This is a genomic window from Mycolicibacterium sp. TUM20985 (assembly GCF_030295745.1).
Classification (GTDB): Bacteria; Actinomycetota; Actinomycetes; order Mycobacteriales; family Mycobacteriaceae; genus Mycobacterium.
Genome location: NZ_AP027291.1, coordinates 1933028 through 1951555 on the forward strand (window position 1 = coordinate 1933028; position 18528 = coordinate 1951555).

At 68.6% G+C, this 18528-nt stretch carries 16 protein-coding genes; 15 read left to right on the top strand and 1 reads right to left on the bottom strand.

Annotated features, from left to right (window positions below; all coding sequences use genetic code 11):
• The first annotated feature begins 3 nt into the window (after positions 1-3).
• The 15 genes from QUE68_RS09500 (at position 4) to proB (ending at position 17848) form a co-directional block, all read left to right on the top strand.
• Positions 4-522 carry a dimethylamine monooxygenase subunit DmmA family protein gene (locus QUE68_RS09500; RefSeq protein WP_286275499.1) on the top strand — a complete coding sequence of 173 codons (519 nt, stop codon included), beginning with the start codon at positions 4-6 and terminating at the stop codon, positions 520-522.
• The gene (locus QUE68_RS09505) at positions 519-1451 is read left to right on the top strand and encodes a PDR/VanB family oxidoreductase (RefSeq protein WP_286275500.1); all 933 of its coding nucleotides are present in this window, start codon (positions 519-521) and stop codon (positions 1449-1451) included. The genes QUE68_RS09500 and QUE68_RS09505 overlap by 4 nt, the downstream gene beginning before the upstream one ends.
• Positions 1448-2434, top strand: coding sequence for a heme-dependent oxidative N-demethylase family protein (locus tag QUE68_RS09510; protein ID WP_284233695.1), 987 nt, complete (start codon positions 1448-1450; stop codon positions 2432-2434). The genes QUE68_RS09505 and QUE68_RS09510 overlap by 4 nt, the downstream gene beginning before the upstream one ends.
• Positions 2407-4413, top strand: a complete 2007-nt coding sequence (locus QUE68_RS09515) for a S9 family peptidase (protein WP_286275502.1) — start codon at positions 2407-2409, stop codon at positions 4411-4413. The genes QUE68_RS09510 and QUE68_RS09515 overlap by 28 nt, the downstream gene beginning before the upstream one ends.
• Before the next feature lie 20 nt (positions 4414-4433).
• Positions 4434-5687, top strand: a complete 1254-nt coding sequence (locus tag QUE68_RS09520) for a saccharopine dehydrogenase family protein (protein WP_284225758.1) — start codon at positions 4434-4436, stop codon at positions 5685-5687.
• Between the two features lie 66 nt (positions 5688-5753).
• On the top strand, positions 5754-6368 hold the full coding sequence (locus tag QUE68_RS09525; RefSeq protein WP_284225760.1) for a DUF937 domain-containing protein: 615 nt from the start codon (positions 5754-5756) through the stop codon (positions 6366-6368).
• A 96-nt stretch (positions 6369-6464) separates the two neighbouring features.
• On the top strand, positions 6465-9131 hold the full coding sequence (locus tag QUE68_RS09530) for a valine--tRNA ligase (RefSeq protein ID WP_286275503.1): 2667 nt from the start codon (positions 6465-6467) through the stop codon (positions 9129-9131).
• The gene (folC, locus tag QUE68_RS09535; protein WP_286275504.1) at positions 9128-10564 is read left to right on the top strand and encodes a bifunctional tetrahydrofolate synthase/dihydrofolate synthase; all 1437 of its coding nucleotides are present in this window, start codon (positions 9128-9130) and stop codon (positions 10562-10564) included. The genes QUE68_RS09530 and folC overlap by 4 nt, the downstream gene beginning before the upstream one ends.
• Positions 10565-10623: 59 nt before the next feature.
• Positions 10624-10968 (top strand): DUF4233 domain-containing protein, encoded by a 345-nt coding sequence (locus QUE68_RS09540; RefSeq protein WP_284230808.1) that lies wholly within the window; start codon positions 10624-10626, stop codon positions 10966-10968.
• A gap of 11 nt (positions 10969-10979) precedes the next feature.
• Positions 10980-11390, top strand: coding sequence for a nucleoside-diphosphate kinase (gene ndk / locus QUE68_RS09545; protein WP_284225767.1), 411 nt, complete (start codon positions 10980-10982; stop codon positions 11388-11390).
• A 305-nt stretch (positions 11391-11695) separates the two neighbouring features.
• On the top strand, positions 11696-14386 hold the full coding sequence (rne, locus tag QUE68_RS09550) for a ribonuclease E (protein WP_286275505.1): 2691 nt from the start codon (positions 11696-11698) through the stop codon (positions 14384-14386).
• A 170-nt stretch (positions 14387-14556) separates the two neighbouring features.
• Positions 14557-14868 carry a 50S ribosomal protein L21 gene (rplU, locus tag QUE68_RS09555; protein ID WP_284233703.1) on the top strand — a complete coding sequence of 104 codons (312 nt, stop codon included), beginning with the start codon at positions 14557-14559 and terminating at the stop codon, positions 14866-14868.
• Positions 14869-14886: 18 nt separating this feature from the next.
• Positions 14887-15183 (top strand): 50S ribosomal protein L27, encoded by a 297-nt coding sequence (gene rpmA / locus QUE68_RS09560; RefSeq protein WP_286275506.1) that lies wholly within the window; start codon positions 14887-14889, stop codon positions 15181-15183.
• Positions 15184-15266: 83 nt separating this feature from the next.
• The gene (gene obgE / locus QUE68_RS09565) at positions 15267-16736 is read left to right on the top strand and encodes a GTPase ObgE (protein ID WP_284225775.1); all 1470 of its coding nucleotides are present in this window, start codon (positions 15267-15269) and stop codon (positions 16734-16736) included.
• Positions 16733-17848 (top strand): glutamate 5-kinase, encoded by a 1116-nt coding sequence (proB, locus tag QUE68_RS09570; RefSeq protein WP_286275507.1) that lies wholly within the window; start codon positions 16733-16735, stop codon positions 17846-17848. The genes obgE and proB overlap by 4 nt, the downstream gene beginning before the upstream one ends.
• Here proB and QUE68_RS09575 read toward each other — a convergent pair.
• Positions 17845-18474, bottom strand: coding sequence for a TetR/AcrR family transcriptional regulator (locus tag QUE68_RS09575; RefSeq protein ID WP_286275508.1), 630 nt, complete (start codon positions 18472-18474; stop codon positions 17845-17847). The two genes, proB and QUE68_RS09575, sit on opposite strands and share 4 nt — an antisense overlap.
• Between the last annotated feature and the right edge of the window lie 54 nt (positions 18475-18528).

The following is an 18528-nucleotide window of genomic DNA, read 5'->3' on the forward strand; positions in this document are numbered from 1 at the left end:
CCCATGAGAACCGCCATCGAGTTGACCAGTGTGCCTGCCTGGGCGATTGCGCCCAGTCATCCGGACGTCGACCTGTCCGGGCGGTACTGGACGATCGTGGCCTTCGACGGGGACGCCGAGACCGCGCAGATCGTCGCCGGCTGGCTCACCCGAATCGCGGCGCACCGCCCCGCGGCGACTCCGCGCGTCCACCATGTTCGCGACGACGCCGCGGCGCGTTCCGAGGTCTCCGAGGACATGGCCACCGCCGTCGTCGGATGGCGGCTGATGATTGCCGGGCCGGCCGACGCGTGCCTGCGCCTGCGGGCGCACGCCGTCGGGAATCACGTCGGCGACGACGAGATCACGGTGGCCACCACCGGCATCGCGGACCGTGACGTGCAGTGTGCGCATTGCCGTGCGGTGACACGCGCTGCGGTCGAACTCGACGGTGTCCTGCCGTGCCGGGGCTGCGGACGCCAGCTCGTCGTCCAGCGACATGTGTCACGTCGCCTCGGCGCGCATCTTGGGACCATGGCGTGAGCACCGCGGAGTTGGTGGTGGTCGCCCTCGACGACCGGATCCCCGGTGTCCGGAGTCTGCGATTGGCGCGACGCGACGGCGGACCGTTGCCGTCGTTCACACCGGGCAGTCACCTCGTCGTCGAATGCGGACCCGTCCTCAACGCGTACTCGCTCACCAGCGACGGGGTCGCACCGACCGGCTATGAGATCTCGGTCCTGGAGCGCCCGGACGGTTCCGGTGGGTCCGGATGGATCCACCAACTCGACGTGGGCGACACCGTCGCCACCCGCCCACCCCGCAGCGCCTTCGCCCCCGTATTGCGGGCCACCAGGCACCTGCTGGTGGCGGCGGGAATCGGCATCACGCCGATGGTGTCGCATCTGCGCAGCGCCCGCCGCTGGGGCAGGGACGCCGAACTGCTGTACGTCCACCGGCCCGGGCGCGGGGCCCACGTCCAGGACGTCGAGCGGCTGACCGCAGCCGTCTCGATCTTCACCGACCGTGCGGCGTTCACGTCGGCGCTTGCCGGTGCGCTCGCTCGGCAGCCACTCGGCACACACCTCTATCTCTGCGGCCCCGCAGCCTTCATGGACGACGTGACCGCCATGGCCACCGATCTCGGATGGCCTCCGAGCCGTGTGCACGTCGAGCACTTCGGGACCGCCGCGTTCGACCCCGGCGAGCCGTTCGAGGTGCATCTGACCATCTCCGGTGACCGATTCACCGTCGACGCCGGGGTCTCGCTGCTCGCGGCGCTGCAGGCGCGCGGCCACGCCGTTCCCCACCTGTGCAGGCGGGGTGTGTGCGGCGAATGCCGGATCGCGGTGACCGGCGGCGAGATATTGCACCGTGACCTCTACCTGAGCGAGTCCGAGCGCGACATCGGGGACTCCATGATGTGCTGCGTCTCCCGGGCGGCCGGAGACCGATTGGAGTTGGCCCTATGACCGTCTCGGCTCCAGACCTGTTGGCCACCTTCCCCTTTCCGTTCTCGGCCGACAGCTACCGGTACAGCACCAACCTGGCGCCCGCGGGCACCGCGGTGACGACCTCCACCGGACAATGGGGCGACCGGATCGTCGACGTGGATAGCGAGTACGAGGCCGAACTCGCCGAGCGGGCCGCGATCCTGGCCGTAGATCCCACCCGCCACGCCGTCCTGCCCCACATGCGGCCCGCGGCCTGGGACACGATGCTGACCCTCATGCGCGAACTGGCGACCGCCCATCCGGAGAGCATGTCGCTGGATCGGAACGGCGCCACCTGGCACTGGCGCAACTCCCGACTCGGGGTGAGCCAGGACTTCGTGTACGGCGACGAGTCGACGCTGCCGGTCGAACCGCTGCTCTACATCGCGGGGCAGGTGCAGGAGGACATCGTCCTTCTGGATCAACGCGGCGGCGAGTTGTTCGTCGATGCCGGCGTGGTCACCTTCGCCGCGGCCTGGTCGTTCGGCTTCGACCTCGGGATGGAGTTCCTCGAGGTCCACGGCCCCGTGCCGCGGCTACGCGAGAGCGGCGTCATCACCCGCGCCCGTGACTTCATCCTGCGATTGCAACCGAACGACGCCTTCCGGCGCACCAACTGGTCGATGGCGATCGGCCGCCGCCTCGACCTCTCGCTGGAGCGCTATCCCGAGTGGGCACCCGATCGGGACCTGGCCGCCGCCGCCGACGACGACGAGTTCGGGCGGCTCATCCACCTTCGGGTCGAGGCGCAACACCTGATCAGGCTGCCGGAGTCCGGCGCCGTCTGCTTCTTGATCCGCACGTACATGCTGCCGCTGTGCGACCTCGCCACCGTCGAGCCGTGGCGGCTGCGCATGGCGGCGGTGCTCGCCGAACTCCCCGAGGACCTCGCCGACTACAAGGGCATCACCGCTTACCGCGACCGCGTCGTGCAGTGGCTGCGATCGCACGGACCGTCGTGACGGGCCACCCCTTCGCCGATCTCGACGCGTTCCTCGCGTGGCCGCGGCTGTCCGGTCTCGCCGTGTCCGCCGACGGGACCCGTGCGGTCACCACGGTCAGCGAACTCGACGCGAAGCGCACCGAATACGTCACCGCGATATGGGAACTCGACGTCACCGGGGAGCGGCCGGCCCGGCGCCTGACGCGAGGCGTGAAGGGTGAGTCATCGCCGGTGTTCAGCGCCGCCGGTGACCTCTACTTCGTCGCCACGCGCGACGTCGCCGGTGCCGATCCGGGTGACGAACCGACCGCATCGCTGTGGCAGCTGCCCGCCGCCGGGGGCGAGGCGGTGTGCGTGCTGGAACTCCCGGGCGGGGTGGACGCCGTGCACACTGCGCGTACGGCCGACGTCACGCTGGTCACGGCGGCGCTGATGCCTTCGGCCAGCAGCGTCGAGGACGACGAGCGGATCCGGGCGCTGCGCAAGGACGGCAAGATCACCGCCATGCTCCACACGGGTTATCCGGTGCGGCACTGGGATCACGACATCGGGCCGGCCGAGCCGCATCTCATCGACGTCGCCGGTGTCCACGACCTCGTCCCCGGCCCTGGCCAGGGTCTTCGCGAGGCAGGGGTCGACGTCAGCGCCGACGGCCGGTTCGCCGTGACGTCCTGGTCGGTGGCCGGGCCCGGCGCCTCGCTCCGCAACGTGCTGATGCGGATCGACATCGCCACCGCCGAGCGCACGACGATCGCCGACGATCCGCTGGCCGATCTCGGCGCCCCGGCGATCTCACCCGACGGCACCACGGCGGCATTCATTCGCGAGACGCATTCGACCCCAGTGCAGGCACCTCGAATGACGTTGTGCCTCATGACGTTCGGGCACGACTTCGTCGAGATCATCACCGACTGGGACCGCTGGCCGTCCTCCGTGGCGTGGACGGTGGACGGCTCGCGGCTGATCGTCACCGCCGACGACGCGGGTCGCTGCCCGGTGTTCCTCGTCGATCCCGCCGACTCCTCGGTGACCCGGCTGACGCCCGACGACTTCAGCTACTCCAACGTGTGCCCCGCGCCAGGTGGGGTGATCTTCGCGCTGCGCAGCTCCTACCGGTCGCCGTCGCACCCCGTGCGCATCGATCCCGACGGCGCCGTCACACCGCTGCCGTGCCTCGACGCGCCGCCGCTGCCGGGCGAGCTGACCGAGGTCACCGCCGTCGCCGACGACGGCAGCCGGGTCCGGTCCTGGCTGGTGTTGCCCTCTCGCGACCAGCTCGCCCCGCTGGTGCTGTGGATCCACGGCGGGCCGCTGGCCAGTTGGAACAGCTGGCACTGGCGCTGGAACCCCTGGCTGCTGGCGGCGCGCGGGTACGCGGTGTTGTTGCCCGACCCGGCGCTGTCGACGGGCTACGGCCAGGAGTTCATCCAACGTGGCTGGGGTGCTTGGGGATTCGCGCCGTATACCGACCTGATGGTGGCCACCGACGCGGCGCTGGAGCATCCGCGGGTCGATGCGACCCGCACCGCGGCGATGGGCGGGTCGTTCGGCGGCTACATGGCCAACTGGATCGCCGGCCACACCGACCGGTTCGAGGCGATCGTCACCCATGCCAGCCTGTGGGCGCTCGACCAGTTTGGGTCGACCACCGACGCCGCCTACTGGTGGGCTCGAGAGATGTCGGCGGAGATGGCCGAACTCAATTCCCCGCACCGAAGCGTGGGGAAGGTGTCCACCCCGACGCTGGTGATCCACGGGGACAAGGACTATCGCGTGCCGATCGGCGAGGGCCTGCGGCTGTGGTTCGACCTGCTGACGGCGTCGGGCTTGCCCGCCGCCGACGACGGCACCAGCCCGCACCGGTTCCTGTACTTCCCGACCGAGGGGCACTGGGTGCTCGCGCCGCAACACACCAAGATCTGGTATCAGGTCGTCCTGGGTTTTTTGGGCCAGCACCTAATGGGCGACGCCGTCGAGCTTCCGGAAGCGCTCGGGTGAGGCACCGGTAGCTTGGGTTCATGACCGAACCGCAGCGTGAATTCGACATCGTGCTCTACGGGGCGACCGGCTTCGTCGGCAAGTTGACGGCCCAGTACCTGGCCGCGGTCGGCGGCCAGGCCCGCATCGCCCTGGCCGGCCGATCGGTGGCCAAGCTCCGCGACGTCAAGGAATCACTCGGGCCTGCAGCGCAGTCGTGGGAGCTGATCGAGGCCGAGGCCGGCCAGCCGTCCCAACTCAACGACATGGCCGCGCGCACGCGGGTGGTCGTCGCCACGGTCGGGCCGTACACGAAGTACGGGTTGCCGGTCGTCGCGGCGTGCGCCGCCGCCGGCACCGACTACGCGGACCTCACCGGTGAGACGATGTTCATCCGCGACAGCATCGACACCTACCACAAGGAAGCGGCCGACAACGGTGCCCGCATCGTGCACTCATGCGGATTCGATTCCGTCCCATCGGATCTCACGGTCTATGCGCTCTACAAGCGGGCGCTGGCCGACGGCGCGGGCGAACTCGGAGAGACCAACTTCGTGCTCCGCGGCTTCGCCGGTGGCGTGTCGGGTGGCACCGCCGCCTCGATGGTGGAGGTGATGCACACCTCGTCGACCGACCCCGAGGCGCGGCGGGCGATGAGTGACCCCTACACGCTGACGACGGACCGGGGCGCCGAACCGGAGTTGGGCCACCAGTCCGACACCCCGTGGCGGCGTGGCCGCGACATTGCCCCCGAACTCGACGGCATCTGGACGGGTGCGTTCGTCATGGGCGCGCCGAACGCCCGCATCGTGCGACGCAGCAATGCACTGCTCGACTGGGCGTACGGCCGCACCTTCCGCTACACGGAGAACATGAGCGTGGGGTCGTCGGTGGTGGCGCCCGTCGCCGCCGCCCTAGGCACCGCGGCCAACGCCGCCGTGCTGGGGCTCGGCAGCCGGTACTTCGACAAGCTGCCCCGCAGCCTTGTCGAGCGCGTACTGCCCAAGCCCGGCAGCGGTCCCAGCGAGCAGGCCCGGGAGAACGGCCACTACCGGGTGGAGACGTACACCACGACGTCCAGTGGCGCGCGGTACCGGGCCGTCATGGCGCAGCGTGGTGACCCCGGATACAAGGCGACCTCGGTGTTGTTGGGGGAGTGCGGGCTGGCGCTCGCGTTCGATCGCGACGCCCTCTCCGAGCTCCGCGGCGTGCTGACACCCGCGGTGTCGCTCGGTGACGCGCTGCTAGCGCGGCTTCCCGTCGCAGGCGTGACGATGACGACCGAACGGCTGTAAGTCAAGATCATTCGCGTTAATGTCGCAACGCGATCGTGCACACCCAACGACGAAGGCGGACAGGCCATGGCTGGTCTCGATGAACTCCTCAACGAGATTCCCACACAACAGATTGCCAGCAAACTAGGTGCCGACGAGGGCGAGGTGAACAGCGCGATTCAGACGCTGGTGCCGCTGCTCGTCGGTGGCCTGCAGCAGAACGCGCAAGACCCGGGCCACGCCGCCCACATCGAGAGCGCGGCCTCCAATCACGCCGCCAGCGGTCTGCTCGATGGAGGGGTCAGCGTCGACCAGGTCGACGAGGCCGACGGCTCTAAGGCGGTCGCGAGGATCTTCGGTGGCAACGACACCGGCCAGGTCGCGGCAGCGCTTGCCGGCGGCGGCGCAGGCAACGGGGACCTGATCAAGAAGTTGCTGCCCATCCTCGCGCCGATCGTCCTCGCCTACCTTGGCAAGCAGCTGACGAAGGGTTCGGCGCCCGCCGCACAGCAGCCGCAGGCCGCCTCCGGTGGCGGGATCGGCGACATCCTCGGCAGCATCCTCGGCGGCGCGGCCGGCGGCGGTGGCGGTGGCGCTGCCAACAACAACCCCCTCGGCAGCATCCTCGGGAGTGTGCTCGGCGGCGGCAACAGTGGCGGCCTCGGCGACATCCTCGGCGGCTTGCTCGGCGGCAAGAAGTAATCCCGCGAGCAGTCCGCGAGCAGACGCAAATGGCCCTGAAATTCCGCGATCGAGGGCCTTTTACGTCTGCTCGCGGGTAGTTCCTAGACTGTCGAGGTGACCGTCAGCCCGATATCTGCAGAGAGCCCAGGGGTGCAGTCCCTACCGAAGTCGTGGGATCCGGCTGCCGTAGAGACCGAGCTGTATCAGGGCTGGGTCGACGCGGGTTACTTCACGGCCGACGCGTCGAGCGACAAGCCGCCGTATTCGATCGTGCTGCCGCCGCCGAACGTGACGGGCAGCCTGCACATGGGGCATGCGCTCGACCACACGTTGATGGATGCCCTCACCCGGCGCAAGCGCATGCAGGGCTACGAGGTGCTGTGGCTGCCGGGCATGGACCACGCGGGTATCGCGACCCAGAGCGTCGTCGAGAAGCAGCTCGCGGTGGACGGCAAGACCAAGGAGGACTTCGGTCGGGAGCTGTTCATCGACAAGGTGTGGGACTGGAAGCACGAGTCCGGTGGCACCATCGGCGCGCAGATGCGGCGTCTCGGTGACGGCGTCGACTGGAGCCGGGACCGCTTCACCATGGACGAAGGGCTGTCCCGCGCGGTCCGCACCATCTTCAAGCGTCTCTACGACGCGGGTCTGATCTACCAGGCCGAGCGGCTGGTCAACTGGTCGCCGGTGCTGGAGACCGCGATCTCCGACCTCGAGGTCAAGTACTCCGACGTCGAGGGTGAGCTCGTCTCGTTCCGGTACGGGTCGATGGATGACGCGCAGCCGCATCTGGTGGTGGCCACCACCCGGATCGAGACCATGCTCGGTGACACGGCGATCGCCGTGCACCCCGACGACGAGCGCTATCGGGCGCTGGTCGGCCAGAGCCTGCCGCATCCGTTCCTCGACACGCAGGTAATCATCGTCGCCGACGCGCACGTCGACCCCGAATTCGGTACTGGCGCAGTCAAGGTCACGCCCGCGCACGACCCCAATGACTTCGAGATCGGCGTCCGTCACGACCTGCCGATGCCATCGATCATGGACACCAAGGGCCGCATCGCCGGCACCGGGACGCGCTTCGACGGCATGGACCGCTTCGAGGCGCGCGTCGCGGTGCGTGAAGCGCTGGCCGCGGAGGGCCGGATCGTCGAGGAGAAGCGGCCCTACCTGCACAGCGTTGGCCATTCCGAGCGCAGCGGCGAGCCCATCGAGCCTCGGCTGTCACTGCAATGGTGGGTCAACGTCGCATCGCTGGCGACGGCCGCGGGTGACGCAGTCCGCAACGGCGACACAGTGATTCACCCCGCCAGCCTCGAACCGCGGTGGTTCGGCTGGGTCGACGACATGCACGACTGGTGCATATCGCGGCAGCTGTGGTGGGGGCATCGCATCCCCATTTGGCACGGCCCGAACGGCGAGAAGGTGTGTGTCGGCCCGGACGAGACCCCGCCCGACGGCTGGGAGCAGGACCCCGACGTGCTGGACACGTGGTTCTCCTCGGCGCTGTGGCCATTCTCCACCATGGGCTGGCCCGATCGGACACCTGAGCTCGAGAAGTTCTATCCGACCAGCGTTCTCGTCACCGGGTACGACATCTTGTTCTTCTGGGTGGCCCGGATGATGATGTTCGGCACCTTCGTCGGAGACGATGACGCCATCACCCTCGGCGGCAACCGCGGGCCGCAGGTGCCATTCGAGAACGTCTTCCTGCACGGCCTCATCCGCGACGAGTTCGGCAGCAAGATGAGCAAGTCCAAGGGCAACGGAATCGATCCGTTGGACTGGGTCGACGCGTACGGCGCGGACGCACTGCGGTTCACCTTGGCGCGAGGGGCCAGTCCCGGCGGCGACATGTCGATCGGCGAGGACTACGCACGGGCCTCGCGGAACTTTGCGACGAAGCTCTTCAACGCCACCCGGTTTGCGTTGATGAACGGGGCGGCACCCGCGCCGCTGCCCGGGCTCGACGAGCTCACCGATGCCGACCGCTGGATCCTGGGCAGGCTGGAAGAGGTTCGGGCCGAAGTGGATTCGGCGTTCGACGGTTACGAATTCAGTCGGGCCTGCGAATCGCTCTACCACTTCGCCTGGGACGAGTTCTGCGACTGGTACCTCGAGCTCGCCAAGGTGCAGCTGGCCGAGCAGCCCGACGGGCCGACCAACGCCGTGTTGGCGGCCGTCCTCGACAGCTTGCTGAAACTGCTGCACCCGGTGATGCCGTTCGTCACCGAGACGCTGTGGAAGACGCTCACCGGTCGCGAGTCACTGGTGATCGCCGAATGGCCGCATCCCTCGGGCATCGGACTCGACGCCCGGGCGAGCAGTCGCATCGCCGACATGCAGAAGCTCGTCACCGAAGTCCGTCGCTTCCGCAGCGATCAGGGGCTCAACGACAGGCAGCGCGTGCCTGCGCGGCTCGTCGGCATCACCGAGGCCGATCTCGGCACCCAGGTCGCCGCCACCACGTCGCTGGCCTGGCTCACCGAACCGGCCGACAGCTTCACCCCGTCGGCCGCCGTCGAGGTCAGGCTGTCCCACGGGATGGTGCTGGTCGAACTCGACACCTCCGGCACCGTCGACGTGGCTGCCGAGCGGAGGCGCCTGGAGAAGGATCTCGCCGTTGCGCAGAAGGACCTGGCGCAGACCGCCGCGAAGCTCGGCAACGAGGAGTTCCTGGCCAAGGCGCCCGACGCCGTCGTCGACAAGATCCGTACCCGGCAGCGGGTCGCGGGGGAAGAGGTCGAGCGGATCACGGCCCGGCTGGCGTCCCTGTCGTGACCGAGCCGCTGCCTGATCTGACACCCGAGCCCACACTCGACGAGATCGCCGCCCTGCTGCAGGTCGAGCATCTTCTGGATCAGCGCTGGCCCGAGACGAAACTCGAGCCGAGCACTACGCGGATCGTGGCGCTGCTGGAACTCCTGGGATCGCCGCAGCGCGCCTACCCGAGCATCCACGTCGCAGGCACCAACGGGAAGACGTCGGTGGCGCGGATCATCGACGCGCTGCTGACCGCCCTGCACCGGCGCACCGGGCGCACCACCAGCCCTCATCTGCAGTCGGCGGTGGAGCGCATCTCCATCGACGGCAAGCCGATCACCCCGGCCGTTTACGTCGACACCTACCGCGAGCTGGAGCCATTCATCGAGCTGGTCGACCGGCAGTCCGAGTCGGCCGGTGGTCCGCGGCTGAGCAAGTTCGAGGTCGTCACGGCGATGGCCTTCGCGGCGTTCGCCGACGCGCCGATCGACGTGGCCGTGGTCGAGGTCGGCATGGGTGGCCGATGGGACGCCACCAACGTCGTCGACGCTCCCGTCGCAGTCATTACGCCCATCGGCGTCGACCACACCGAGTATCTGGGCGATACCATCCCCGAGATCGCCGCGGAAAAGGCAGGCATCATCGTCAAACGAGACGGCGCCGGTCCGGGCACCGACACGGTGGTGATCATCGGACGACAAGTCCCCGAGGCAATGGAAGTGGTTCTAGCGGAAGCGGTTCGGGCTGATGCGGCAGTGGCTCGCGAGGGTTCGGAGTTCGCGGTGCTCCGCCGCCAGGTGGCCATCGGCGGGCAGCTGCTCGAACTACAGGGCCTCGGCGGCGTCTACCCCGAGGTCTTCCTGCCGCTGCACGGTGAGCACCAGGCGCACAACGCCCTGCTCGCGCTCGCCGCGGTGGAGGCGTTCTTCGGCGCGGGTGCACAGCGGCAGCTCGACGTCGACGCGGTGCGCGAGGGTTTCGCTTCGGCGATGAGCCCGGGCCGGCTGGAACGCATGCGCAGTGCCCCTACGGTATTCATCGACGCGGCGCACAACCCCGCAGGCGCCGCGGCGCTCACCCAGGCCCTGGCCGACGAGTTCGACTTCCGGCACCTGGTGGGCGTCGTCTCGGTGATGGGCGACAAGGACGTCGACGGCATTCTGGCCGCCCTGGAACCCGCCTTCGACCAGATCGTGGTGACGCACAACGGTTCTGCGCGAGCGATGGACGTCGAAGGGCTGGCCCTGCGCGCCGAGGACCACTTCGGGCCCGACCGGGTCCTCACCGCGCCGACGCTGCCCGACGCCATCGAGACGGCGACCGCGCTGGCCGAGGAGAGCGTCGACGACGGGGCGTTCCCCGACGGCTTCTCGGGAAGCGGCATCGTCATCACCGGCTCGGTGTTCACCGCGGGTGCCGCCCGCACCCTCTTCGGACGGGATCCCTCGTGAGCGAACCCGTGACACCGCAACCGGCCGGCCCCGATCCGTGGAAGAGCTTCCGCGGGGTGATGGCGGGCACCCTCATCCTCGAAGCGATCGTGGTTCTGCTTGCGCTGCCGGTGGTTTCGGTCTCTCAGGGCGGCCTGACGTGGGTCAGTGGCGGCTTCCTCATCGGCATCACGGGAGTGCTGATCCTGCTCGCGGGTGTCCAGGGCAAGCCGTGGGCGCTGAAGGCGAACCTGGCCGTACAGGTAGTGCTGATCGGCGGGGTGGTCATCTCCGGGGCGATCGCCTTCATCGGGGTGGTGTTCGCCGCGGTGTGGGGGCTGATCGCGTATCTGCGCGCCGAGGTGAAGCGCCGTCAGGACCGTGGGCTGCTGCCCGGTCAGCAGCCCCCGCCTACTGACGGGTAGGCTTCCTCGCCGTGACTGAGCGGACGCTGGTGTTGGTGAAGCCCGACGGCGTGAAACGCCTCCTGGTGGGGGAGATTCTCAGCCGTATCGAACGCAAGGGCCTGACGATCGCGGCCCTGGAACTGAAGGACGTCAGCGAGGACGTCGCGCGGCAACACTATGCCGAGCACGAAGGCAAGCCCTTCTTCCCCTCGCTGCTCGAGTTCATCACCTCGGGACCCGTCGTGGCCGTCATCGTGGAGGGCCCCAGGGCCATTGCGGCGTTCCGGCAGATCGCCGGCGGCACCGATCCGGTCGAGAAGGCCGCGCCCGGCACCATCCGCGGTGACCTGGCCCTGGTGACCCAGGACAACCTCGTCCACGGCTCCGACTCGCCCGACTCCGCGGCCCGCGAAATCGAGCTGTGGTTTCCCGGACGCTGACTGTTCGAGGGGCCTAAACCGGCACCTCGTCCGGGATTGCCGCTGCGGTATGGGATACTGGCTGAGGGTGACCTGCTTCATAACGGAGCGGGACACCCGGATGAAGACTTGGGCGAGCGCGACCACCTAGGACGTTCTCCGAGTGCGGCGCGGAGTCCAGTCGTCATTCAGCCAGGCACTGAGGGTTCGTCACGAGCCGCTCGGAGCGAGACCATGACAAGCCCGGGAAGAGTTCCACGGGTCCATAGCGAGAGCCCTCGCGTGGCCGCGTCACCACGACGCGCCCGGGGGCTTGAGGAGAGTACGTGGCTGACCGTGATATTTCCGCCCCATTCGATCTGTCTGAAGACGCGCGGCGCAACGAGGACCCTCCGGCGCAACTGAACCGCGATCCCGGCGCGGTCTTCACCGAGACCGTCGCAGCTACCGTTCCGGCGGCCGCCGAAGCGCTCGAAGTGGATCCCGAGCCGCCACCGGTGCCGGAACCGCTGCCCGAGACGGCAACGCCTGCTCCCTACATGCCGCTGTTCGTCGCGCCGCAGCCCGTCGCGTTCGTCCCACCGAAGCCAGTCGTCATCGCCGAGGACGACGAGGATGAGGACGACGAGGACGACGAGGACGATGACGACGTCCAGGGCGAGGGTGACGACGAGCAGGGCGATCGCCCCGCCAACCGCCGCCGCCGCCGCGGGCGACGCGGACGTGGGCGTGGGCGTGGTGAGCAGAGCGCCGACGACGATGGCGACAGCGAGGCGTCCGACCAGGGCGACTCCGATGACACCGCGGACGACGAGGACGCCGACGACGACGACGGCTCCGACGACGAGAACGCGGGCGGGGACGGTGCCAACCGTCGCCGCCGGCGCAGGCGTCGTCGCAAGACCACCGGCGCGGACGGCGACGAGCCCAGCTCGCCCGACGACCCCCCGAACACCGTCGTCCACGAGCGTCAACCGCGGGCCGCCAAGGCGGCGAAGGCCGAGAACAACGAGATCCAGGGCATCGCGGGGTCGACCCGTCTGGAGGCCAAGCGCCAGCGCCGTCGTGACGGTCGCGACGCAGGCCGGCGTCGTCCGCCGATCCTGAGCGAGGCCGAGTTCCTGGCCCGGCGCGAAGCGGTGCAGCGGATGATGGTGATCCGCGACAAGGTCCGTTCCGAGCCGCCGCACGAAGGCGACCGCTACACGCAGATCGCGGTGCTGGAGGACGGTGTGCTCGTCGAGCACTTCGTGACCAGTGCGGCGTCGGCGTCCCTGGTCGGCAACGTCTACCTCGGCATCGTGCAGAACGTGCTGCCCTCGATGGAGGCGGCGTTCGTCGACATCGGTCGCGGGCGCAACGGCGTGCTGTACGCCGGCGAAGTCAACTGGGAGGCCGCCGGCCTCGGGGGCGCGCAGCGCAAGATCGAGCAGGCGCTGAAGCCCGGCGACTACGTCGTCGTGCAGGTCAGCAAGGATCCCGTCGGCCACAAGGGCGCCCGATTGACGACGCAGGTGTCGTTGGCGGGGCGCTATCTGGTCTACGTTCCCGGTGCCTCGTCGACGGGCATCAGCCGCAAGTTGCCCGACACCGAGCGTCAGCGGTTGAAGGAGATCCTCCGGGAGGTCGTCCCGGCGGACGCGGGCGTGATCATCCGCACCGCGTCGGAGGGTGTCAAGGAAGACGACATCCGGACCGACGTCAACCGACTGCAGGAACGCTGGGCGCAGATCGAGGCGAAGGGCGCGGACATCACCGCGAAGGCGGCGGGCGCTGCCGTTGCCCTGTACGAAGAGCCCGACGTCCTGGTCAAGGTCATCCGCGATCTGTTCAACGAGGACTTCACCGGCCTCATCGTCTCCGGTGAAGACGCCTGGAACACCATCAGCGACTACGTGACGTCGGTGGCGCCGGAACTCCTTCCGCGGATGAGCAAGTACGAGCCCGCCGCGACCGAAGGCCCTGACGTGTTCGCCGTGCACCGAATCGACGAGCAGTTGACCAAGGCGATGGATCGCAAGGTGTGGCTGCCGTCCGGCGGCACCCTGGTCATCGACCGCACCGAGGCGATGACCGTCGTCGACGTCAACACCGGCAAGTTCACCGGTTCGGGCGGAAACCTCGAGCAGACCGTCACGCGCAACAACCTCGAGGCCGCCGAGGAGACCGTCCGGCAGCTTCGGCTGCGCGACATCGGCGGCATCATCGTCATCGACTTCATCGACATGGTTCTGGAGTCCAACCGGGACCTGGTGCTGCGCCGACTCACGGAGGCCCTGTCGCGCGACCGCACCCGACACCAGGTGTCCGAGGTGACCTCGCTGGGCCTCGTCCAGTTGACGCGAAAGAAGCTGGGCACCGGCCTCATCGAGGCGTTCTCTACCACGTGCCCGCACTGCGCCGGGCGCGGAATCATGCTCCACGGCGATCCCGTCGACTCGAACTCGACGGCAGGGCGCAAGAACGAGCCGGGGACCGGCCGTCGCAGCAAGCGCGGCAAGAAGGGTGGCCGCACCGAAGAAGAGGTTCAGGTCGCCAAGGTCCCTGTGCACGCTGCCGGTGAGCATCCGATGTTCCGGGCCATGGCCGCGGCGACCGGCCGCGAAGAGGGCGATGAGGACGAGGTCGCCGAAGACGTCGAGGGTGCCGAAGACATCGTCGTCGAGGGCGCCGAGGGCCTGGCGACGCGTGAGCCCGTCGAAGAGGTGCTGGCGGAGGAGTCCGACGACTCCGACGACGACGAGGACGATGAGGACGACGACCTCGAAGACGAGGACGACGAGGACGACGAGGACGACGACATCGAAGTCATCGACGTGAATGCGGACGACGACTCCGATGACGAGGACGACGAGGATGACGACGAGGACCTCGATGACGATGACGACGACGACTCTGATGACGACGATGACGAGGATGACGAAGACGACGACGAGGATGAACCCCTCGTCGCCGTGACCAGCCGTCCCCGGCGCCGTCGTGCGGCCGCTCGCCCCGCAGGTCCACCGGTTTCATGATGGCGGTTTGACCCTCTACCCGCTGGTCACGTAACCTTGCACAGTTGTCTGCAGGCCCCTTGACGACGGGGGGTCGGTGACAGGCGGGCATTCGACCCCGCACCCCAGATCCGCGTTCGCAGCCTTCGGGTGGCGCGCGCCCGCAAGTGAAGCAGAGGAAGACGACAACGATGGCGACATACGCAATCGTCAAGACCGGCGGCAAGCAGTACAAGGTCGCGGTCGGTGACATAGTCAAGGTCGAGAAGCTGGAGCTCGAGGCGGGCGACTCCGTCTCGCTGCCGGTGGCGCTGGTCGTCGATGGCGCGAACGTGACCACCGCGGCCGATGCTTTGGCGAAGGTTGCCGTGACGGCCGAGATCCTCGAGCACACCAAGGGCCCGAAGATCCGCATCCACAAGTTCAAGAACAAGACCGGCTACCACAAGCGGCAGGGCCACCGGCAGAAGCTGACGGTCGTCAAAGTCACCGGAATCAAGTAGTAGAGGGAGCGAACCAACATGGCACACAAGAAGGGCGCTTCCAGCTCGCGCAACGGTCGCGACTCCAACTCTCAGCGCCTCGGCGTGAAGCGGTTCGGCGGTCAGGTCGTCAAGGCGGGCGAGATCATCGTTCGCCAGCGTGGTACTCATTTCCACCCCGGCACGAACGTCGGACGTGGTGGCGACGACACCCTGTTCGCCACGGCTCCCGGCGCCGTGCAGTTCGGTGAGAAGCGCGGCCGCAAGACCGTCAACATCGTGCGCACCGTCCGCGCGGAGGCCAACGTCACCGCCGGAGCGGCTCCGGAGGCCTAACTCCAAGTCGAGATCGACGTTTTGCAGCTCGGCTCTCGCACAAGCTCTGCAAAACGTAGATTTCTTCATGGGAAGGACGTCCGATGCCTCGATTCGTCGACCGCGTCATCATTCACGCGCGGGCTGGTAACGGCGGTAGGGGCTGCGCCTCGGTACACCGCGAGAAGTTCAAGCCCCTCGGCGGGCCCGATGGCGGCAACGGTGGGCGCGGCGGCAGCATCGTCTTCGTGGTCGATCCGCAGGTGCATACGCTCCTCGACTTCCACTTCCACCCGCACGTCGATGCGCCGTCCGGCAAGCAGGGGATGGGCAACAACCGCGACGGCGCGTTCGGTGCCGACCTGGAACTGAGGGTGCCCGACGGCACCATCGTCCTCGACGAACAAGGCCGGCTGCTCGCCGATCTCACCGGAGAGGGCACCCGCTTCGAAGCTGCCGCTGGCGGACGCGGCGGGCTTGGCAACGCCTCGCTGGCATCGCGGGCGCGCAAGGCCCCTGGCTTCGCCCTGCTCGGCGAGCCGGGCCAGGCCCGTGACCTCACCCTCGAGCTCAAGACCGTCGCCGACGTCGGCCTGATTGGGTTCCCGTCAGCGGGCAAGTCCTCACTGGTCTCGGTGATCTCGGCGGCCAAGCCGAAGATCGCCGACTATCCGTTCACCACCTTGGCGCCCAACCTGGGCGTCGTGGCGGCCGGCGAGAACACGTTCACCGTCGCCGACGTGCCCGGCCTGATTCCCGGCGCCTCGCAGGGCCGCGGCCTCGGGCTGGACTTCCTGCGCCACATCGAGCGCTGCGCCGTTCTGGTGCACGTCGTCGATTGCGCCACCATGGATCCCGGGCGTGACCCGATCTCCGATATCGACGCGCTGGAGGCTGAGCTGGCCGCCTACACCCCGACGCTGCAGGGCGATTCGTCGTTGGGCGATCTCGCCGACCGGCCGCGCGCGGTCGTGCTGAACAAGATCGACGTTCCCGATGCCCGCGAATTGGCCGACTTCGTCCGCGACGAGGTCGCCGCCAAGTACGGCTGGCCCGTCTACGAGATCTCCACGGTAAGCCGAGATGGGTTACGGCCGTTGATCTTCGCGCTGTGGGACATGGTGGCGGCCTACCGTGCGGCCCAACCCGTGGCGCCACCCCGGCGGGCGGTCATCAGGCCCATCGCGGTCGACGAGAGCGGCTTCACCGTCACCTCAGACGGCGAAGGCGGCTTCGTGGTCCGGGGTACGCGGCCCGAGCGCTGGGTCGGCCAGACCGACTTCGCCAACGACGAGGCCGTCGGATACCTGGGCGACCGGTTGGCGCGCCTCGGTGTCGAGGACGAACTGTTGAAGCAGGGCGCGAAAGCGGGCTGCGCGGTGACCATCGGCACCATGACCTTCGACTGGGAGCCCCAGACCCCGGCGGGTATCGACGTCACCATGTCGGGACGCGGGACGGACCTGCGCCTCGAGCAGGACGACCGGGTCCGCGCGGACGAGCGCAAGATCGCCCGCAAGCAGCGACGGGAGAGTCGCGAACACCTAGGTTCTGCGGGCGACGAGCCGTCGTGACCAGCCCGCACCGCGATGCCATCCGAACGGCCCGCAGCGTGGTCGTCAAGATCGGCACCACTGCGCTCACCACGTCGTCGGGCATGTTCGACGCGAGCCGGCTGGCGTCGTTGGCCGAGGCCATTCAGGCCCGGATGAAGGCGGGCTCGGACGTGGTGATCGTCTCGTCGGGGGCGATCGCGGCGGGCATCGAACCGCTAGGCCTGACCCGTCGGCCCACCGATCTCGCCACCAAGCAGGCCGCGGCCAGCGTCGGACAGGTGGCCCTGGTGAACGCGTGGAGTGCGGCGTTCGGCCGGTACGGCCGCACGGTCGGGCAGGTGCTGCTCAGCGCCCATGACATCTCGATGCGCGTCCAGCACACGAACGCCCAACGCACGCTGGACCGGTTGCGTGCGTTGCACGCCGTCGCGATCGTCAACGAGAACGACACCGTCGCCACCAACGAGATCCGGTTCGGTGACAACGACCGCCTGTCGGCCTTGGTGGCCCATCTCGTCGGAGCCGACGCCCTGATCTTGCTGTCGGACATCGATGGGTTGTACGACGGTGATCCGCGAAAGGCGTCCTCCGACAACCCAGCCCGCTTCATCTCCGAGGTCGCGGGCGCCGACGACCTGGACGGTGTCATCGCGGGCGGTGGCAGTCGGCTGGGCACCGGCGGCATGGCGTCGAAGTTGTCCTCGGCGCTGTTGGCGGCCGATGCCGGGGTGCCCGTGCTGTTGGCGGCAGCCGCCGACGCGGCCGACGCGCTGGCCGACGCATCGGTGGGAACGGTGTTCGCACCCCGGCCCGAACGCATGACGTCGCGCCGGTTCTGGGTCCGCTATGCGGCCGAGTCGACGGGAGCGCTGATGCTCGACGACGGCGCCGTGCGCGCGGTCGTCGACCGGCGACGCTCGCTATTGCCCGCAGGCATCACCGAGGTGTCCGGTCGCTTCCATGGCGGTGACGTGGTCGAACTCCGCGGTCTGGACGGCACGGTGGTGGCCAGGGGCGTAGTGGCCTATGACGCAACGGAATTGGCCACCATGGTGGGTCGCTCGACGTCTGACCTACCCGCCGAGATGCGCCGACCCGCGGTGCACGCCGACGATCTCGTCGCCGTCTAGGGCGTTTCGAGATACAGGGCGCCCCAGACGATCTGGGTCAAGGTGGCGGCTAGTTCCTGGTCATATGACGGCGGTCGGCCCGGCAGGCTCTGCTGGCAGGTCCGCTCGGTCATCCACGTCAACGTGGAAGCGACGACGTCCGCCGACAGCTCGCGCCGGATGGAGCCGTCGGCTTGGCCCGCCTCGATGACGGTTTCGAGGCGGCCCGCGATCGACTCCAGGGCCTCGCGGTAGGTGGCGCCGACCTGTGGGTCGTAGGCGGCCATCTCGTTGAGCGCCACCAGCAGTGGTTGATGCGTGCGATAGCCGGCGACGAGGGCGGTCATGCACGCCAGCACGTCGGCGGGGTCGCGTCGTGAGGAGACGCCCCACCAGAGTTCGGCGGCCGCCCCCAGATCATCGAAGATCTGGCCGGTCAAGCGCCGCAACAGATGGCCCTTGTCCTCGAAGTAGATGTAGAAGCTCGCGCGGGAGATGCCCGCCTCGGTGGCCAGCCGGTCGACGCTGAGCGCGGTGAAGCTGGCCCCGCCCGCCATCAGGCGCTCCGTCGCGTCGAGCAGGCGGCGTTCGACCTGCTCGCGCCGCTGCTGCCGGTTGGCCTGCGGTTTCCTGGTGACCGACGGCATGGGCAAAGCGTAGCCGGACCGTCGGCACCTTGACTAGACATAGTGTCTAGACTT